13 protein-coding genes and 1 pseudogene are annotated in these 15,741 nt (G+C 71.3%); 6 read left to right on the top strand and 8 right to left on the bottom strand.

What is annotated here, in order from left to right:
- Nucleotides 1-41 precede the first annotated feature (41 nt).
- The 4 genes from AB0C69_RS21415 to AB0C69_RS21400 form a co-directional block, all read right to left on the bottom strand.
- Entirely contained in the window at nt 42-398 is a 357-nt protein-coding gene (locus AB0C69_RS21415; protein ID WP_360356067.1) for a hypothetical protein, read from the bottom strand.
- Between the two features lie 160 nt (nt 399-558).
- Complete coding sequence (locus tag AB0C69_RS21410) at nt 559-897, bottom strand: hypothetical protein (RefSeq protein ID WP_360356064.1); 339 nt, start codon at nt 895-897, stop codon at nt 559-561.
- Nucleotides 898-1,102: 205 nt separating this feature from the next.
- On the bottom strand, nt 1,103-4,435 hold the full coding sequence (locus AB0C69_RS21405; RefSeq protein WP_360356062.1) for an NACHT domain-containing protein: 3,333 nt from the start codon (nt 4,433-4,435) through the stop codon (nt 1,103-1,105).
- Between the two features lie 369 nt (nt 4,436-4,804).
- Entirely contained in the window at nt 4,805-5,185 is a 381-nt protein-coding gene (locus AB0C69_RS21400; RefSeq protein ID WP_360356059.1) for a nuclear transport factor 2 family protein, read from the bottom strand.
- Nucleotides 5,186-5,343: 158 nt separating this feature from the next.
- Here AB0C69_RS21400 and AB0C69_RS21395 point away from each other — a divergent pair, with 158 nt between their 5' ends.
- Nucleotides 5,344-5,706 (top strand): metalloregulator ArsR/SmtB family transcription factor, encoded by a 363-nt coding sequence (locus AB0C69_RS21395; protein WP_360356056.1) that lies wholly within the window; start codon nt 5,344-5,346, stop codon nt 5,704-5,706.
- A complete protein-coding gene (locus AB0C69_RS21390; RefSeq protein WP_345179508.1) occupies nt 5,703-6,212 on the top strand; it encodes an SRPBCC family protein in 510 nt (169 codons plus the stop codon). Before AB0C69_RS21395 ends, AB0C69_RS21390 begins: the two co-directional genes overlap by 4 nt.
- A gap of 107 nt (nt 6,213-6,319) precedes the next feature.
- Here the strand turns inward: AB0C69_RS21390 and AB0C69_RS21385 are convergent, their stop codons facing one another.
- On the bottom strand, nt 6,320-6,832 hold the full coding sequence (locus AB0C69_RS21385; RefSeq protein ID WP_360356052.1) for a hypothetical protein: 513 nt from the start codon (nt 6,830-6,832) through the stop codon (nt 6,320-6,322).
- A gap of 212 nt (nt 6,833-7,044) precedes the next feature.
- Between AB0C69_RS21385 and AB0C69_RS21380 the strand changes: the two genes are divergently transcribed.
- The 3 genes from AB0C69_RS21380 (at nt 7,045) to AB0C69_RS21370 (ending at nt 10,432) form a co-directional block, all read left to right on the top strand.
- Nucleotides 7,045-7,659, top strand: coding sequence for a helix-turn-helix domain-containing protein (locus tag AB0C69_RS21380; RefSeq protein ID WP_360356049.1), 615 nt, complete (start codon nt 7,045-7,047; stop codon nt 7,657-7,659).
- 422 nt (nt 7,660-8,081) lie between these two features.
- Nucleotides 8,082-9,050 carry a suppressor of fused domain protein gene (locus AB0C69_RS21375; RefSeq protein WP_360356046.1) on the top strand — a complete coding sequence of 323 codons (969 nt, stop codon included), beginning with the start codon at nt 8,082-8,084 and terminating at the stop codon, nt 9,048-9,050.
- A 254-nt stretch (nt 9,051-9,304) separates the two neighbouring features.
- Nucleotides 9,305-10,432 carry a hypothetical protein gene (locus AB0C69_RS21370; RefSeq protein ID WP_360356044.1) on the top strand — a complete coding sequence of 376 codons (1,128 nt, stop codon included), beginning with the start codon at nt 9,305-9,307 and terminating at the stop codon, nt 10,430-10,432.
- A gap of 29 nt (nt 10,433-10,461) precedes the next feature.
- On the opposite strand, the gene AB0C69_RS21365 is transcribed toward AB0C69_RS21370, so the two are convergent.
- Nucleotides 10,462-12,414: a SpoIIE family protein phosphatase gene (locus AB0C69_RS21365; RefSeq protein WP_360356041.1), complete on the bottom strand. Its 1,953-nt coding sequence runs from the start codon at nt 12,412-12,414 to the stop codon at nt 10,462-10,464.
- A gap of 272 nt (nt 12,415-12,686) precedes the next feature.
- On the opposite strand from AB0C69_RS21365, the gene AB0C69_RS21360 reads away from it, so the two are divergent.
- Entirely contained in the window at nt 12,687-14,111 is a 1,425-nt protein-coding gene (locus AB0C69_RS21360; RefSeq protein ID WP_360356038.1) for an MFS transporter, read from the top strand.
- Here AB0C69_RS21360 and AB0C69_RS21355 read toward each other — a convergent pair.
- Both AB0C69_RS21355 and AB0C69_RS21350 read right to left on the bottom strand, forming a co-directional pair.
- Nucleotides 14,072-14,212 carry a hypothetical protein gene (locus tag AB0C69_RS21355; protein WP_360356035.1) on the bottom strand — a complete coding sequence of 47 codons (141 nt, stop codon included), beginning with the start codon at nt 14,210-14,212 and terminating at the stop codon, nt 14,072-14,074. The genes AB0C69_RS21360 and AB0C69_RS21355 overlap by 40 nt on opposite strands.
- A 160-nt stretch (nt 14,213-14,372) precedes the next feature.
- Nucleotides 14,373-15,741, bottom strand: a pseudogene (locus AB0C69_RS21350) (hypothetical protein); the annotation flags it as partial.

The following is a 15,741-nucleotide window of genomic DNA, read 5'->3' as shown; positions in this document are numbered from 1 at the left end:
ATCGACGCCGGCGCCTTCGACCGCTGGCACATCATCGACGCCTACTCCGACACCATCGAGTCGATCTTCCACATGTACGACGGGACGACGACGCAGCCCGCGACGGCCGCGATGACGATGCCGGCGGAGATCCGGATGAAGAGCTTCCGTCCGCCGGGGGTCTCAGGGCCGTCGTAGGTGCTGAGGAAGACGCCGCCGATGGCGCCGATGATGCCGACGACGACGCTGACGATGGCCTTGAGGGCGAGGTAGTCGAAGTCGCCGGACTCGAAGGGGTCGGCCCCGGTGCGGTGGTGGTCGGCGAGGAAGACGGCGAAGTTCAGCCCCTCGATGACGCCTCCCAGGATCGCTCCGGCGAGGGCGCCCACTGCGTTCGAGACCAACTGAGGCTTGATCATGGTGATCCCCTGTTTGGGTCGGGGTGCGCGTGCCTGGCACGTGCACCAAGGTCGTTTGTTGAGCGTTCGTGGCTTGGCCACGGTTCTGGGACCTACCGTACCGAGCGCGGCCCTGAGCGCCGATCGAGCCGTGGCTCCGGCGGTGCGGACCGATCGCGGATCAGACGAAGACCGCGCGGATGTCGCCGCCGAAGTAGCCACTGCCCGCGTAGGCCCAGGAGATCGCGGGAGCGTCCACGACGGGTCCGCCGATGGTGGTGCAGTGTCCCGGACCGCACGCCGTGCCGACGACGTAGTAGCGGCCCGCGTCGCAGTTGACGCCGATGCGCTTGCCGTCCGAGGACCGGTACGTCGAGCAGACGATCCTCTTGCCGGCCTGCCCGACGGCCTGGACGGTCGGGGCGGCGTGGGCGGGAAGAGCGGTCAGGGTGGTCAGCCCTGCGAAGGAGGCCGCCGCGGCCGCGAGTGCGGCCACAGCGAGTCGCGTGCTCGCGATCATGGCATGTCCTTTGTCGGAGTCCGGATGGCGTCAGTCGTCCGGGGCTCGCCCGGGTCCGGTGCGCGTGCACGTCGGACGACAGTGCCATCACCTAAAGTTCCTGTTCGAACGCATAGAGTAATTGATGTCGAGCGGGACGGACATCCGGGTAAACGCGTACAAGCAGGGGTGCGGAGTCGCTGACCGCGATGCCTGTCGATCGCGGTCAGGCCTGCGCCAGAACCAGCAGTTTGCTCGAGGGCGGCGTGGTCAGGGGAGGGACGTCCGACTCCGGTGTCAACGCTGTGAGCGCCGACAGAGCACTGGAGAGGTGGTGCGCCAGCTGGTAGTCCTCTTTAGCCCCCTTGTTGCGGAGGATCGCCGCGAGGAGGGAGGTGACCGCCAGCACCATGTCGCTCTGCCTGGCACGGCGGCTCTGGCTCCACAGCGACGCGGCCAGCCGCGTCGCGTTCCCGATCAGCTCCGCGACCTCCTGATTGCCGACCGTGTTCGCGCGGCTCAGGGCCGCTTCCAATGCCATGCCGGGATCGTGGGCGGGTGATGTGGCGTAGACGCGTTCGAGTTCTCGGTGGAGGAACCCTTCCAACGACAGCGTCCTGCTCCGGTTCCTCCGGGAACGCGCGGGCTCCATGCTCGCGGCCGCTTCGAACGAGCGCCGCAGCGTGAGGCATGCCGACGCTGTGCCCACTGCGGCGTTCATGCCCAGCCTGCCCAGGTCACCCGCGAAAACGAGGCGTGCCAGGGTCAGGACGTGAGCGAGGTCCTGACCGGGAACGCCGGAACGAGAGGTTCGGACGGCGCGGATCTCGACAAGGGCGAGGGCGTGGTTCCGGGCGGCCTGCAACGCGTAGTAGAGGTCATGGGCGAGGTCGACCGTCGGCTTGGGTTCGGTGGAGGAAGCGATCTCGCGAAGATGCTCGGCACTGCTGAGAACCTCGTCGAACTCCGGCCCGATGAGGTCGCTGTAGCTGTCCAGGGCGGCGGGGCTGTAGCGGGAGGGAGGGAGGAGCCCGATCAGTCCCTGCTTTATTCTCCCTGCGACGTGCCCGAAGCGGTGGCTGCGCGAGACCCGCTTGAGAACCGTCGCGAAGTTGTCGGCGGCGGTCAGGGCGCGGCCGAGGTCGATGACGGAGGCCCAATCAAGGTCTTTGAGAGACAGCCTGAGGGCGTGAATGGTGCCGGACAGGTTGTCGAGAGGGAGGGGGTGGGCGAGTTCGCGTGCCAGGAGGGGATAGGCGTGGAAGATGTCGGGGGCGTGACGGGGGAGGAGAGCGGAGAGAGCGGAGAACAGTGCGGCGGAGTCGTCCCCGCCGCCCTGGGAGGCCGGTCGGAGCTCGGGCCCCATGTCGAGGCCGAGGTCCTGGGCGAGGTCGAGGGCGTGGGCGAGAGCGCGGTGGCGCAGGCCGTCGAGATCGTCCGCGTCGGCGGGGAGGTCTTCGAAGCCGAGTTCGGCGGCGCGCTTCAGGGCGCGATCGCGCATCGGGTAGAAGAGCACTCCACGGGCGAGGCCGAGGTCACGGGCGAGGTCGAGGGCGTGGATCAGCCGGTCCCCGGCCTTGTCGAGGTCGCGAGGTCTTCCGAAGGCCAGCAGGCTGACGAAGACGCTGGGCGCCCTGGCCGGGAAGAGCCGGAAGAACACGTGGGTCTGCTGGAGGATGCGGGCCGGGTAATAGCTCACTTGCCGCACGTTGGGGTCGTGTGCGAAGCCGGCCGGTGAATCGGGGACGAGCCGCGCCTGCCCGTACTCGTCGGCCCAGTCCTCGTCCGCGGCGTAAAGGATCACGGGGGTGCCGCTTCCGGGGCTCCTGGTGTACAGGTCCAGGTCGAGGACCTGACGCGCCTCGGCCGGGGTGGGCAGGCGATAACCGGTCCCGTCGCTGAACAGGATGTTGAGCCAGGCGAGGAAGTCCTTGATGTCCCTTGTCCACAGGTCGCCGGACACGGAGTCCGGCCCGGCGCCGGTGCGGGCGACGAAGCGCCTCCAGAGATCTTCTGGGACGGGGGCGGCGCAGATACGGGTGCCGTCGTCCAGAACATGGGTGTCGTGCAGGGCCCGCGCGGCGACGACTCCGTCCAGCAGGCGCCTCTCCCCGAGGTCGCTCGGCGCGGTCCTCAGGAGAAGGTCAAGGCGGCTCCGCAGGTCGGGATCGAGTTCGCGGGCCTCGTCCGCGCAGGCGTAGGCGAGGCTGAGCGCGGTGACCGTCCGGTCCTCCAGGCAGGCTTCGACGATGGGGCCGGCGTCGGCGCGGGCGACCCAGAGAAGTGTGACCTCCCGCCACCAGGGATTGCCGACGTTGTCGACGAGGAGCTGGCGTCGGGACGCGTGCGCGGGCACGAGCGTGGAGGCCAGGTACTCCTGCAAGGTGAGGTGCGCGAAACCGTAGCGCCCGTACTGGTGCTCCAGCAGCAGGCCGCTGCGTTTGACATTGAGGAGGAAGGCCGCGGGAGTGATGTCCGGCGCGGTCCGCTCCAGCACGGTGCGTATCGCCCGCCCGGCGTCTTCGGCCGGGATGTCGCGCAGCTCGCGCCGCATCATGTACCAGGCCAGTTCCTGGACGACGCGTTCCCTCTTCTCCCCGCTCAGGCCGTCCATCTCGGGGTCGGTGAGCCGCTTGGCCTCCTGGCGGCGGTGGAGGAGGACCTGGCACACCTCCTCGTAGAGCGCGACCCGGCTGCCCGGCAGGCTGCCGCGGTAGCGGTGCACGTTCGCGATCATGGTGAGCAGCAGCGGGTTCGAGGCCAGGTCGAAGAGCGCGGGTCCATTGCTGATCCGCCGGAACAGGTCGTCGGCGGCCTGCGCTGCGAGCCGGTCGATTTCCTTGGGGTCGCCCTCCCGGGAGCGGTGCTCGATGGCCCGGTACCAGGAGTGCAGGAAGGCGCGGATCTGCCGGCCGGTGAACCGCTGCACCTGGAGGACGTCGGCGCGGGACAGCCGGTTGCCGTCATACCCGAGAGGGCGGGACGTCACCGCGAACGCGTTGGCCGGGTAGCGGCTGATCTGGTCTTCCACCCACTGCACCACACGGCTGCGATCCTCCGAGTCGGCCACCTCGTCCAAGCCGTCCAGCAGGACCACGCACCTGCCCCGCGTCAGCTGCTTCTCCAGCCACTCGGCCGAGACGGCGCCGCCCAGCCAGGGCGCGGTCACCGCGATCCGCGCCAGCCCCTCCGGCCCCCCGGCCGCGATCGCCCTGCCGTGGTCGCGCAGATAGAGCAGGACGGGAAGCCGGCGCCGGCGCCGCCAGCTCGGCCATCGGCGTTCCACGATCTCCAGCGCCGTGTGCCGGACCAGCGTCGTCTTCCCGGACCCCGCGGCGCCGAGGACGGCGAGCACCCGCCCCGGGGCCAGGAAGGACGCCAGCGACGCGCGCCGCCCTGCCTCCGGGGAGGACACCGAACCGATGCCGGTATCGGCGACGGCCTCGGTCACCGGCCTCGGCCGCAGCATCACGTCGACGTAGACCTGACGGGTGCGCAGCACGTACTCGGCCTGGGTGACCAGCCCTATCGTCTCCATCTGGTCGACCGCCGAACGCATCCGCCGCAGATACCCGCGTCGTGACCCTTTCCTCCGCCCTCTCGATGGGGGAGGAGAAGCGGCCGTTTCCTGGGAGGGCGCGGCCGCTTGCGGGGCCGCCTCGACCAGCGCGCCTAAGACCGTGGCCACCAGCGCCAGGTATCCCCAACTCCAGCTCAGCTTGTTGTCGTTGAGGACTTGGTTGATCGCCACGCCTATCACGACCGTCAGCGACGCCCCGAGCAGAACATGCCCCGCATATCTCAGCCTGCGCACAGCAGTAAGCCCCCAGCCGCTCGACGTCAAGCCCGGCAGAACCACTCAACTGTGCTGTACCGCAATTCGGCGGACGAGTCGCGAAACCGGCCGCTGTCGGCCGCCGTCGGCGCGTCAGGTGAGCAGGTCCTCGGGGCTGGTGGCGGTCGGGAAGCCGGTGCTGGCGCCCCACATCTCGGCGAAGCGGCCGTTCTCGAAGCGGAAGATCTCGAACAGTTCGGGGCGCGCGGCGCCGGCGGGGAGGGCGAGGCCCTCGACGGCCGAACGGACGGCGGCCCTGTCACCGTCGACCAGGATGTCCTGGGCGACGACCCGGATACCGGGGAAGCGGGCGACGAGCACGCGCCAGGCCGCCGTGCCCGCCTCGATCCCGGCGCCGAGGGGGTGGCTGAAGAAGTCGGGCGCGTGCAGAGCGGCGGCCTCGTCGAACCGCCGGCCGTTGAAGCATTCCTGCATCCGTCGCACCAGGGCGCCGGCGTCCTCGCGGGTGGTCATCGGTGCGGTCTCCTCGTGGCCGGTACGTGACGAGCGGCGCGGAGCTAACCGGTGCGCCGCCCCGGTTAGCCCCCACGATATCCGGTGCGGTGCCCCGGTTGTGCTTCGCCGCGATGGGGCCGGTGGCAAAAGCGTAACCTGTAGGTTACGCTTTCACCGTGGACGACGTGGTGAGTGCGATCGCGGACCCGGTGCGCCGGGAGATCCTGGTCATGCTGCGCGGCGGCCGGCTCACGGCGGGGCAGATCGCCGGACACTTCGAGATCAGCAGGCCGGCGGTGAGCCGTCACCTGCGCGTGCTCCGGGAAAGCGGTCTCGTACGGGACGAACTCGTCGGCAGGGAACGGCTCTACGAGATCGATCCTGCGCAGCTGACCCCGCTCTCCGCGTGGCTCGCCCAGTTCGTCCAACCCCACGGCTGGACGCACCGCTTCGACGCGCTGGAGACGGAGGTCCACCGGACCCGCCGCGAACGCCGTGGCTCCGGCGCCCCCGAAGAGAAAAAGGAGAACACCGCATGAATCCCCGACCCACCGGCAGGCTGGTTCGCGGCGCCACTGGAAGTGATCTCGTCCTGACCCGGTCGTTCCGGGCATCCGTCGAGGACGTCTGGGCCAGCGTCACCGAGCCCGAGCGCACGGCGCGCTGGTTCGGTCCGTGGAAGGGCGACGCCGCGCCGGGCCGGACGATCCAGGTGCAGATGGCGTTCGAAGACCAGGCGCCGTGGTGCGACATGCGCATCGAGGCATGCGAGCCTCCGCGGCGGCTGGCCCTCTCGGCGACGGACGAGTTCGGTACCTGGCGCATCGAGCTGCTGCTGTCCGAAGAGGACGGTTCGACCCAGCTGCGGTTCGTGGAACATCTCGACAAGGAGGAGCAGATCGGGGAGAACGGTCCGGGCTGGGAGTACTACCTGGACAGGCTCGTGGCCGCGCGCGACGGCTCCCCCGAGCCGGACTTCGACGCCTACTATCCCGCCATGAAGCCGTACTTCATCGACCAGATCAAGCAGGACCCCGCCCGCTGACCGGCGCTCCCGGGCGTTCGGCCGGGACGGAAGAAGACGGTACGGGGGGCCTGGCAGGCCAGGCCCCCCGTGAGCGAGACCTGGTGGGTGCCAGGCCCGCGGGTGAGTCAGTCGTCGGTGCGGGCGACACCGGCGACGAGCCCAGCAGCGAAGCTGCAGAGGCTGATGAGGAAGTCGCCGGGAGAGATGAAGCCCTGAGGGCCGACCGGGCCGTGGACGGCGATGCCGATGGCGGCCAGGGCGACGAACCCGATGCAGGCGACGACTCCGACGATGACGGCGCCACCGGCGGTCCAGAGGACGATCTTCCGAACGCCGGTGCCGGTGAGGGCGCCGAGGACGGCGCTGACGACGCCGAGGGTGCCGATGAGGCCGCAGACGGCGCCGATGCCGGCCCCCTCGATGACGCGGTTGAGAAGGAAGTCGAGGTAGCGGAACGCGAAGGCGTCGATCTCGTGGCGGTGGTGGAGGTCGGCGATGAAGGCGAGGTAGTCCAGGCCGTCGATGAGGCCGCCGACGACCGCACCGGTGACGACGCCCAGGGCGAGCGAGATCGGCAGACGCGCTTTCGTCGAGATCCGCCGGAACGTGTCCCGCGAGATCAGTAAGAACCTGTCCATGTCGGATTCCCTCTTTGGTCGAGGTGCGCGTGCCTGGCACGTGCACCGGGGTTGTTTGTCGATGGCTCGTGGTTCTCCACGGCCGTGGGTCTTACCGTGCCGAGCGCGGCCTTCCCGGCAAACGACTGGTGCGTCCTTTCGCCTCCCCTGAGCCGCGGTCCGGCGGATCGCGGAGGATCCGGTGCGGCGCCCCGGTTAGGCTGGGGGGCGACATGTCCAGACGGCCACCTGACTCCGAGCCCTCGGCGGTCCCGCGGCGCGACCGGGGGCTGCGGGCCGATGCGCGCCGCAACCGCGAGCGGGTCCTGCGGACCGCTCAGCGGCTGTTCGCGACGGAGGGGCTGGGCGTCTCGCTCGACGAGATCGCCCGCCGCGCCGGCGTCGGCCCCGGCACCGTCCACCGGCACTTCCCGGCCAAGGAGGAGCTGTACCTCGCCGTCGCGATCGACATGCTGGAAGGGCTGATCGCAGAAGCGGAGGCGCTCGCCGCCGCCGGCGACCCCGAGGCCGTCTTCACGCTGCTGGCCCGGATGGTGGCCGCGGGCGCCGAGAACGCGGCCGTGAAGAGCGCGCTCGCGGCCGCCGAGTTCGACCTTCGCACCGCCGCCCCGGACGTCGCGAACGACCTCACCCGCCACGTGGCCGACCTGCTCGGCCGCGCGCACGCGGCCGGAACGGTGCGCGACGACGTCACCGCCGACGAGGTGATGGCCCTGGTCGCCGGCGCCTTCGCCGCGATCCGCCACGCCGGCGCGGAAGCCGACCCGGACCGATCAGCTCGCATCGCCCAGCTGATCCTGGACGGCCTGCGCCCCCCGACCCGGTGAACGCCGAGGGGGCCGATAGGGCCCCCAGCTCCGTTGATAGGGCCCTAGGGCCCTGAAGGGGATCGCCTTCTCTTTTCTAGCCTTCGGAAGGCAAAGTGACCCAAGAAAAGGGAGACCCCGGCCGCAGCCCGGCCAGGCGCGGGGCTTGTTACCACGGCACCCCGTTCAGATCGATGAAGAATCGCTCCAGCAAGCGCCTCTGGGTGTACATCGACATGAAGTGCAGAGGCAACCTCTATGAGGTCGTCCGGCCCGGCGCTTCTGTCAAGAAGTTCTACCGGGGCGGGAACAGGGGGAGTTGCAAGGTCAAGTGGGCCTCGTCCGGCAGAAGGCCGCCGCCGTGCGCGGTTTTCTGCCGGACGGTTGAACCCCGGGCGAGGTTGGCGCGTCGGTAGGGGGCGTAGATCGACGAAGGGAACAGGATGCTCAATCTGGACGGGTGGAACGCGATCGACGGCGTGCTCAAGGCGCGGTACGGGGACGCGGCGCGGCTGGAGTGGGACGCTCCCATGCCGTACCGGCCCGCCGGGCCGGTGCCGATGGGGCGGTTCGTCACCAACACGATCGCGATCTATCCGCGGGACGAGCCCGTTCCGCACTGGCATCTCGTCGGGTACGCGCTGACGGCGCCGTACGAGGAGCGCGGGTACGAGTTCACGTTGCGGGTGCCGCGGCGGCCGGAGGAGACGGAGGCGCCGAACTGGGCGCTGGCGCAGCTGGAGCACCTGGCGTCGTACGTGGTGAGGAGCGGCAACGACTTCCAGGTGGGGCACTACATCGAGTTCCCCGACCCGCTCGACCCCGAGCGCCCGGACTCCGAGCTCCGGGCCGGGGGGCTGGTGCTGGACCCGGAGCTCGGGCGGGCGCGGACGGAGCTGGGGGAGATCACCTTCCTGCAGTTCGTCGGCCTCACCACCGACGAGCTGCACGCGGCGCAGGCGTGGCATGTGGACGGGCTCGTGGAGGCGATGGCCCCGCACCTGCCGATGCTGATCACCGACCTCGGCCGGATGTCGCTGGCGGACCTGCCCGACGTGGCGCGGGCGGTCCGCGAGGGTTCGGCGCGGGAGGGCGCCGGGACGGGGTTCCTGTTCTTCCAGCGGCTGGCCGCCGACACCTCGGACGGGGTCACGCTGGAGCTCGGCGTCCAGCACGTCTCGCAGTTCACCAAGGTGCTGCCGGGGCGGTTGCCGCACGGGAACCCGCTGATCCTGCGCGGTCCGGGGGAGCCCGTCGTGTTCCTCCCGGGGCGGGAGTTCCGCCACTCCCGCACCGGCGAGGCACTGGAGATCACGATGCCGGACGGAGTGGCCCGCGCCGTCGCCGAGGCCGTCCGGCCGAGGCCCGGGACGTACCGGGTCGGGCCCCTGACGGTGAACGTGGTCGACTAGGGCGCGGCCCTCGGACCGGCCGGCGACGGGGCGATCGCCGGCCCCGGGAGATCTTCCCTGATCCTGCCGCGTGCAGATACGAGGTTTTGACAGGACGCGGTAGGGAGATTTCCCCCGCATGGCGGCCCAAGAATGGCTTTCAAGGTCTTCTCCTCCGCGCCGGAGCCGGGATAGCTTGCGGACATGCCCTGAACTCCAGAGACATGATCCAATGCGCCCACCCTCGGTCGAGGCGGGCATGGGAGGCGGCGGAGATGGCGCCCGTAACGCTTTTCGTGAGAGATTTCGTCCATAACAAGAAATCGTTGTACGCGATCACTGCCGACGGTCGTCTCGCACAGATCTGGGACACCGACAGATGGAACGTCGACTTCCCGCTCGACGGCACGGCCCAGCCGGGCCTGCGCTTCAACACCGCGCCAGGGGTCATCCCGAGAGAGATCGGGAACAACAAGAAGCTGCTCTACGCCGTGACGGACGACGGGCGGCTCGCGCAGGTCTGGGACACGGACAGATGGAATCTCGACTTCCCCGCCGACCTGGCGGGGGAGCCGGGCTTGCGTTTCGACGACGGGACTCCTGCCGCACTCAGCGGGAACGCCGTGGCCGGCAAGAAGATAGTGTGGCTGAGAAGCGACGCCCGGATGGCCCAGGTCGCGGACTCCTCGGCCTGGCGAGTCGGCTTCTTCGGGTTCCCGGCGGGCAACGAACGCTACACGGGAAACCCGGCCTTCTTCGGATCGCTTTTCGACATCCCCGATCTGGCCGACCTGCCCGCGGCGGGTCTCGTGGGGCTGTACGCCATCACGGCCCATGGGCGGCTGGCGCAGATAACGCGCGGCAACATCGACTTCCCGGCCGAACTCGCCGGCCACCCGGAACTCCGGTTCCAGGGAAGTCCAGCCGTTTTCGGAAGGGATGCCGTTCACAACAAGAAGTCGTTGTACGCGATCACCGCCGACGGTCGTCTCGCGCAGGTCTGGGACACCGACAGATGGAACCTCGACTTCCCCGTGGAGAAGACGAGCCAGTCGGGTCTGCGTTTCGGGGGCGATCCCGCTGTATTCGGAAGGGACGTCGCCGGCGACAAGAAGTCGATCTATGCGGTGACGTTCGATGAGCGGCTCGTGCAGATCTGGGACACCGACGGCTGGAACGTCGACTTCCCCGCGGAGCGCACGGACCAGCCGGATGTGCGTTTCCGGCAGACCCCCGCCGTCTTCGTGAGGGAGACCGCCGGCGACAAGAAGTCGATCTATGCCGTGACGTCCGAGGGCCGGCTCGCACAGGTCTGGGACACCGACAGGTGGAACATCGACTTCCCGGCCGAACTCGCCGGCCGGGAAGATCTGCGCTTCCGTGCGGAGCGATTCGTTCTGTGACGGCCGGCGGGCGGCTCCCGCAAGGTCCGCTAGCCGGGTTCGGCCGTGGTGTGGGGGAGGGCGACCATCGCCATGACGTGCTGCGCCGGGCTGCCCGGAGGGGCGTACAGGAGGAACGGGCGGCCCGGGGAGTCGGTGCGGATCTCGGCCTCGTAGAGGACGGCGACGCCCGCGCTGGACAGGTGCGTGACGCCGGTCAGGTCGACGGTGAGGGGCATGGTGCCGCCGCGGGTGCGCACGACCAGCTCCTCGCGCAACTGCTCGGCGGTGGCGGCGTCGACCGGGCCGTCCAGGCGGATCCGCGGGTTCCCCTCCGAGGGCTGGTCCAGGATCAGCAGCAGGTTCGGCAGGTCCGACAGGTCCGGCGCCGGCGTGACCTCGCCGGGGGTGAGCAGCCGCGCGGGACGGGTCAGCCGGTGCCGGACGGTCGCCGTCGTGCCGCGCGGGCCCGTCTCGACGTGCAGGTCGTCGGCGAAGTCGCTCGCCATGGCCAGGCCGCGTCCGCGGTCCTCGGTGGGCTGCCACGGCTCGCGCCAGTGGCCGTCGTCGGCGACCTCGATCTCGACGCCGCCGCGCCCGGTGCACTCGGCCCGGATCCGGACGGCGCCGGGCGTGCCGTCGTAGGCGTGCTCGACCGCGTTGGTGACGAGCTCGCCGATCGCGTGCCGCAGGAGGATGACGTCCTCGGCGCGGGCCCCGAGGTCGTACAGCCACTCGTCCAGGGCCTTGCGGGCGGCGGGGATCGCCTCCGACTCGGCCGGCAGGTCCAGCAGCAGCGGCGCGTGCGGCGCGGTCCGCTGCGCGGCCAGCAGCGCGATGTCGTCGTCGTGCCCGGACGTCCTGACCAGCAGTTCCAGCGTCTGCGTGGTGAGGCGGTCGACGGCGGCGAGCCAGTCCTCGCGCAGCGCCCGCCCGGCGGCGACGTCCGCGGCGACCTCCGCCAGCTCGACGGTCCCCGCCGCGACCTCCTGGCCCGGCCGCCGCACGATGCCGTCGCTGTAGAGCAGGAGCTGGTCGCCGACGGCCAGGCGGTCCTCGGCGAGCGGGAAGCCGGTCCCGGTGCCGAGCGGCCCGCCCCCGGACGAGCGCAGGTAGCGGGCGGGGCCCGCGGACGGGATCAGCAGCGGCGGCGGATGCCCGGCCGTGCAGTACGTGAGCCGCCCGTCCGCCGGGTCCACGGCGGCGACGCACAGGGTCGCCGCCCGCGCCGCCGGGAGGCGTTCGGCCAGCCGGTCGACGGCGGCGAGCGCCTCGGCGATGTCGCCGGTGAGGTCGAGCCGGTCTTCGAGGACGGCGCGGATCCGCCCCATCGCCGCCGACGCCTCGACGCCGTGCCCGGCCACGTCCCCGACCACGAGGGCCGTCCGGCCGTCCGGCAGGGGGACGGCGTCGAACCAGTCGCCGCCCGCGGCCGAACCGCCGCCCGCGGGCAGGTAGCTGCCGCCGATCTGCAGGCCCGGCAGGATCGGCAGGCCCGCGGGCAGCAGTTGCCGCTGGAGCACCCCGACGACGTCGGCGGGCTCGACCGGGCCCTCCTCGGCGGCCCGGCGCGCCGCCTGCCGCTCCCGCACCCGCTCGGTGACGTCCTGCGCGAACGCCACGAGCCGGACGACCTCCCCGGTCGCGGACTTCTGCGGGACGATCGTGCAGTCGATGTAGACGTCCTCGTCGGGGCCGGTCTCGCGGGGGAGCTGGAGCCGCCACTCGCGGGCCGTCACCGTCTCCCCGGTGCGGAACGGACGGTCGAACAGGTCGAACAGCTGCTGGGCGACGAGCTCGGGGAACAGCTCGGAGGCGGAGCGGCCGAGCACCTCGTCCCGCTCCACCAGCGCGCGGTAAGCGGCGTTGACCGCGACCAGGCGGTACTCGCCGGGGCTCTCGACCCCGGCGACGGCGGCCGGGATCGCCTCGAACACCTGGCGGACGGTCCGGGCGTCGCCGGTGAGCCTGTCCATGTCCTCGTCGCGTGCGGACTCTCGCATCAACCCTCCGGATGGTCACCTCCGTGCGTCCCTTTGTTTCCGACTCATCCGGGTTAACACCTTGTGACGCACTCGTTGCGCAAGCATCCGGTACCCGCTTGCGTCGAGGAGATTCATTCATACCCGGGGTGTTCCGCGCCAGGCCCGGCGCGTCCGCCGGGCCACGCCGGGACGCCGCCGGCGCGCGCCGCCTGGTCCTAGGCCGAACGGACCTCACCGGACGGGACCGCGGACCGACGCGGCCGACCGGGCCCGGCGACCAGCATGGACGCATGACCGCAGACCTCACCGCCGAGGCGGCGGCGCGACCGGCCGGGGCGAGGACCCCCGGCTGGGCCGCGCTGCTCGCCGCGTCGATCGGCCAGTTCCTCGTCGTCCTCGACATCTCCGTCGTCAACGTCGCCCTGCCGCACATCCGCGAAGGCCTCGGCCTCGGCGCGACGGGCCTTCAGTGGGTCGTCAACGCCTACTCGCTGACCTTCGCCGGGTTCCTCCTCCTCGGCGGGCGCGCCGCCGACCTGTTCGGCCGCAAGCGCGTCTTCATCACCGGGCTCGGCCTGTTCACCGCCGCCAGCCTCGTCGGCGGGTTCGCGCAGGACGGCGCCATGCTGATCGGCGCGCGCGCGTTCCAGGGCCTCGGGGCGGCGATCCTCGCACCCGTCACGCTGTCGCTCATCACCGGGACGTTCCCCGAGGGCCCGGCCCGGACGAAGGCGATCGCCATGTGGACGGCCGTCGGCACCGCGGGCGGCGCGACCGGCGGCCTCGTCGGCGGGCTGCTGACCGACTACCTGAGCTGGCGCTGGGTGCTGCTGATCAACGTGCCGGTCGGCGCGGCGGTCGCGGCCGTCGCCGCCCGCTGGCTGCGCGGCGACGGCGACGCGGCCGGGCGGCGCCGCCTCGACCTTCCCGGGGCCGTCCTCGTCACCGCGGGCGTGGGCCTGCTCGCGTTCGGCATCGGCGAGACCGGGGACCACGGCTGGAGGGGCGTGGTGCCGGTCGCGGTCGGCGTCGTCCTGCTCGCCGCGTTCGTCGCCGTCGAGGCGCGCACTCCCGAGCCGCTCGTGCAGTTGCGGCTGTTCCGGCTGCGCAGCGTCGCGGTCGGCAACCTCGCGACCCTCGTCGGGACGATGGCGGGCTTCGCGCTGTGGTACTTCCTGTCGCTCTACATGCAGAACGTCCTGCACTACAGCGCGGTCCGGACGGGCCTGTCGTTCCTGCCGCACACGGCGGGGATCATCATCGGCTCGCGGCTCGCGCCGCCCCTGATGGCCCGGATGGGCGCCCGGCGCCTCGCCGGCATCGGCGGGGTCATGGCCGCGGCGGGCTTCGCCTGGCAGAGCCTCGTGCTGGACTCCGACGGAACGTTCCTGACCGCGATCCTCGGTCCGGGCGCGACGATGGCCCTCGGCTTCGGCCTCCTGATGACCCCGCTGGTGGAGGCGTCGACCAGCGGCGCGAGCTCGTCCGAGGCGGGCGCGGTCGCGGGCGTCGTCAACACCTCCCGCACGATCGGCGGCGCGATCGGCCTCACCGTCCTCGGCACCGCCGCCGCGCACACCGGGCCGGACCTGGTGGACGGCTACGCGGCCGCCTTCCTCGTCGCGGCCGCGATCACCGCCGCCGGGACGGCCATCGTCCCGTTCCTGCCGCGGCCTCAGGGAGCGGCCCGGTCCGAGGAGCCCGCGACCGCGTGACGCACGGCCCCGGCCGCGACGACGGCGGTCATGCCGGGGCTTCCGGCCGCCATCCACTGGTCGCCCGCCCCGGTCGCGTTCCCCGCCCGGTGCTCGTGCACGGATCCACTATGGCCGCGTCGCGGGGGCGGCCAGTGAAACAGAACGGGCGCGCCGGAAGGCGCGCCCGTTTCTGTCAGAAGCGAGGAAAGCGAAAGGGCTGGTTTCATCTAAAGTATGAGAAGGAAGCCCCTTCATGGCCTCGCACGGCGATTTTAGCAGTCAGGCCGGGATGAGGTCACTCAGATTCTCCGGCGTGTAGACCGTGGAATCCTCGTGCAGGCCGTCAGGGCGTTCCAGGCCGATGAACGTGACCGGCTCGCCCGGCGCCGTGCCGTCCCAGACGGTCGTCTTCCCGGCGTCGAGCAGGTCCACCAGGTGGCGGACGGTCAGGTGGCGGCGTTCCACGATGCCGCGCAGCAGCGTCGACGTCGTCACGCGGTTGTCCTCCACCCGGTTGAAGTTCGTCGCGCCTCCCAGGTGCAGGTGCAGCCACTTGGCGCGCCACCGGCCGTCGTCGCCGCGCAGGAACACCAGCGGCAGCGCGATCCTTCCCGGCCCGCGCAGGTCCGACTTCATCCGGACGGTCCGCGCCTCGAACGGGCGCCCCCGCTGCTCCTCATCGCGCAGCATGAATCCGAAGAACGACTCCTCGACCTCCTCGAATCCCTCCCCGGAGAAGACGTTCACCTGCGGGACGACGAACCGGGCCCTGACTTTCGCCAGGGTCAGGTTGATGAACTCCGAGGCCCCTTCGGGCGCGTCGGTGATATCGCCAGAATGCTCTCCTGCCACGGTGCTGAGATTGGTGTAGGACAGCCATTCGGGGCTGCCGTAGTCCTGGTCGAGCATGAGCGCGGAAAGGTCGAAGTCCGTCCTGTGCTCGTGCTGCCGCCAGTAGACGAAGAACCGCAGCAGCTCGCCGTCGACCGGGGTCACCGACCCGCGCGGCAGGACGCCGAGCCCCTTCCCGGCGGCCTTCCCGCTGAGCGGCAGCGCGACGTCGAGCACGTCGGGGTCGACGACCAGGCGGCCGACGGCCGGGAGGCGGCCCCGGATCTCTTCCTCCAGCATCGCCGCGAGCCGCTCCGCCGCGTCCGGGTCCAGGGGCGGGCGGGTGTCGGGCACGGCGGCGCCGCGGCCGAGCCGGTTGGCGAACAGCCGCGTCCGGCCGGGCTCGGCGACGCGGTTGAGCAGGTGCTCCCGCACCGACAGCAGCACCCGTCCCGACACCCGGTCGATCACCGACTCGGCCGTGTCGAGCACCGCGTCCCGGGAGTCCGGCGCGAGGCGCAGCAGCCGGTCCAGGGACCGGAACAGCGTTCCGGGCGCGCCCGCCGCCACGCGCGCCGCGCCCGTGACGTCGCCGTCCGCCAGCCGCGCCTCGAAGCGCGCCGCGAACGACGGCGCCTTCTTCTCGCCGCGCGCGACCGCGAACACGTCCGCCGCCCCCGCCCACCGCGGGTGCTCGTGCGAGCCGGAGGGGGACGCCGAGGCGGTCCAGTTGCCGGCGGACGATGCCCATGGTGGTCCCGACCAGCATCTCGGCCGAGCCGAAGCGGCGGGACGGGACGGAGGCCCCGGCCGCGCC

The sequence above is a fragment of the Actinomadura sp. NPDC048032 genome (genome assembly GCF_040653175.1).
GTDB lineage: Bacteria > Actinomycetota > Actinomycetes > Streptosporangiales > Streptosporangiaceae > Spirillospora > Spirillospora verrucosospora.
Note: the sequence above shows the minus strand (reverse complement) of the source record. Positions and strands in the feature narration are given on the sequence as shown.

Excerpts from the sequence above, each read along its gene's own strand:
- AB0C69_RS21415 (WP_360356067.1), bottom strand. The coding sequence starts at position 398 with ATGATCAAGCCTCAGTTGGTCTCGAACGCAGTGGGCGCCCTCGCCGGA.
- AB0C69_RS21410 (WP_360356064.1), bottom strand. The coding sequence starts at position 897 with ATGATCGCGAGCACGCGACTCGCTGTGGCCGCACTCGCGGCCGCGGCG.
- AB0C69_RS21405 (WP_360356062.1), bottom strand. The coding sequence starts at position 4,435 with ATGCGTTCGGCGGTCGACCAGATGGAGACGATAGGGCTGGTCACCCAG.
- AB0C69_RS21400 (WP_360356059.1), bottom strand. The coding sequence starts at position 5,185 with ATGACCACCCGCGAGGACGCCGGCGCCCTGGTGCGACGGATGCAGGAA.
- AB0C69_RS21390 (WP_345179508.1), top strand. The coding sequence starts at position 5,703 with ATGAATCCCCGACCCACCGGCAGGCTGGTTCGCGGCGCCACTGGAAGT.
- AB0C69_RS21385 (WP_360356052.1), bottom strand. The coding sequence starts at position 6,832 with ATGGACAGGTTCTTACTGATCTCGCGGGACACGTTCCGGCGGATCTCG.
- AB0C69_RS21380 (WP_360356049.1), top strand. The coding sequence starts at position 7,045 with ATGTCCAGACGGCCACCTGACTCCGAGCCCTCGGCGGTCCCGCGGCGC.
- AB0C69_RS21375 (WP_360356046.1), top strand. The coding sequence starts at position 8,082 with ATGCTCAATCTGGACGGGTGGAACGCGATCGACGGCGTGCTCAAGGCG.
- AB0C69_RS21370 (WP_360356044.1), top strand. The coding sequence starts at position 9,305 with ATGGCGCCCGTAACGCTTTTCGTGAGAGATTTCGTCCATAACAAGAAA.
- AB0C69_RS21365 (WP_360356041.1), bottom strand. The coding sequence starts at position 12,414 with ATGCGAGAGTCCGCACGCGACGAGGACATGGACAGGCTCACCGGCGAC.
- AB0C69_RS21360 (WP_360356038.1), top strand. The coding sequence starts at position 12,687 with ATGACCGCAGACCTCACCGCCGAGGCGGCGGCGCGACCGGCCGGGGCG.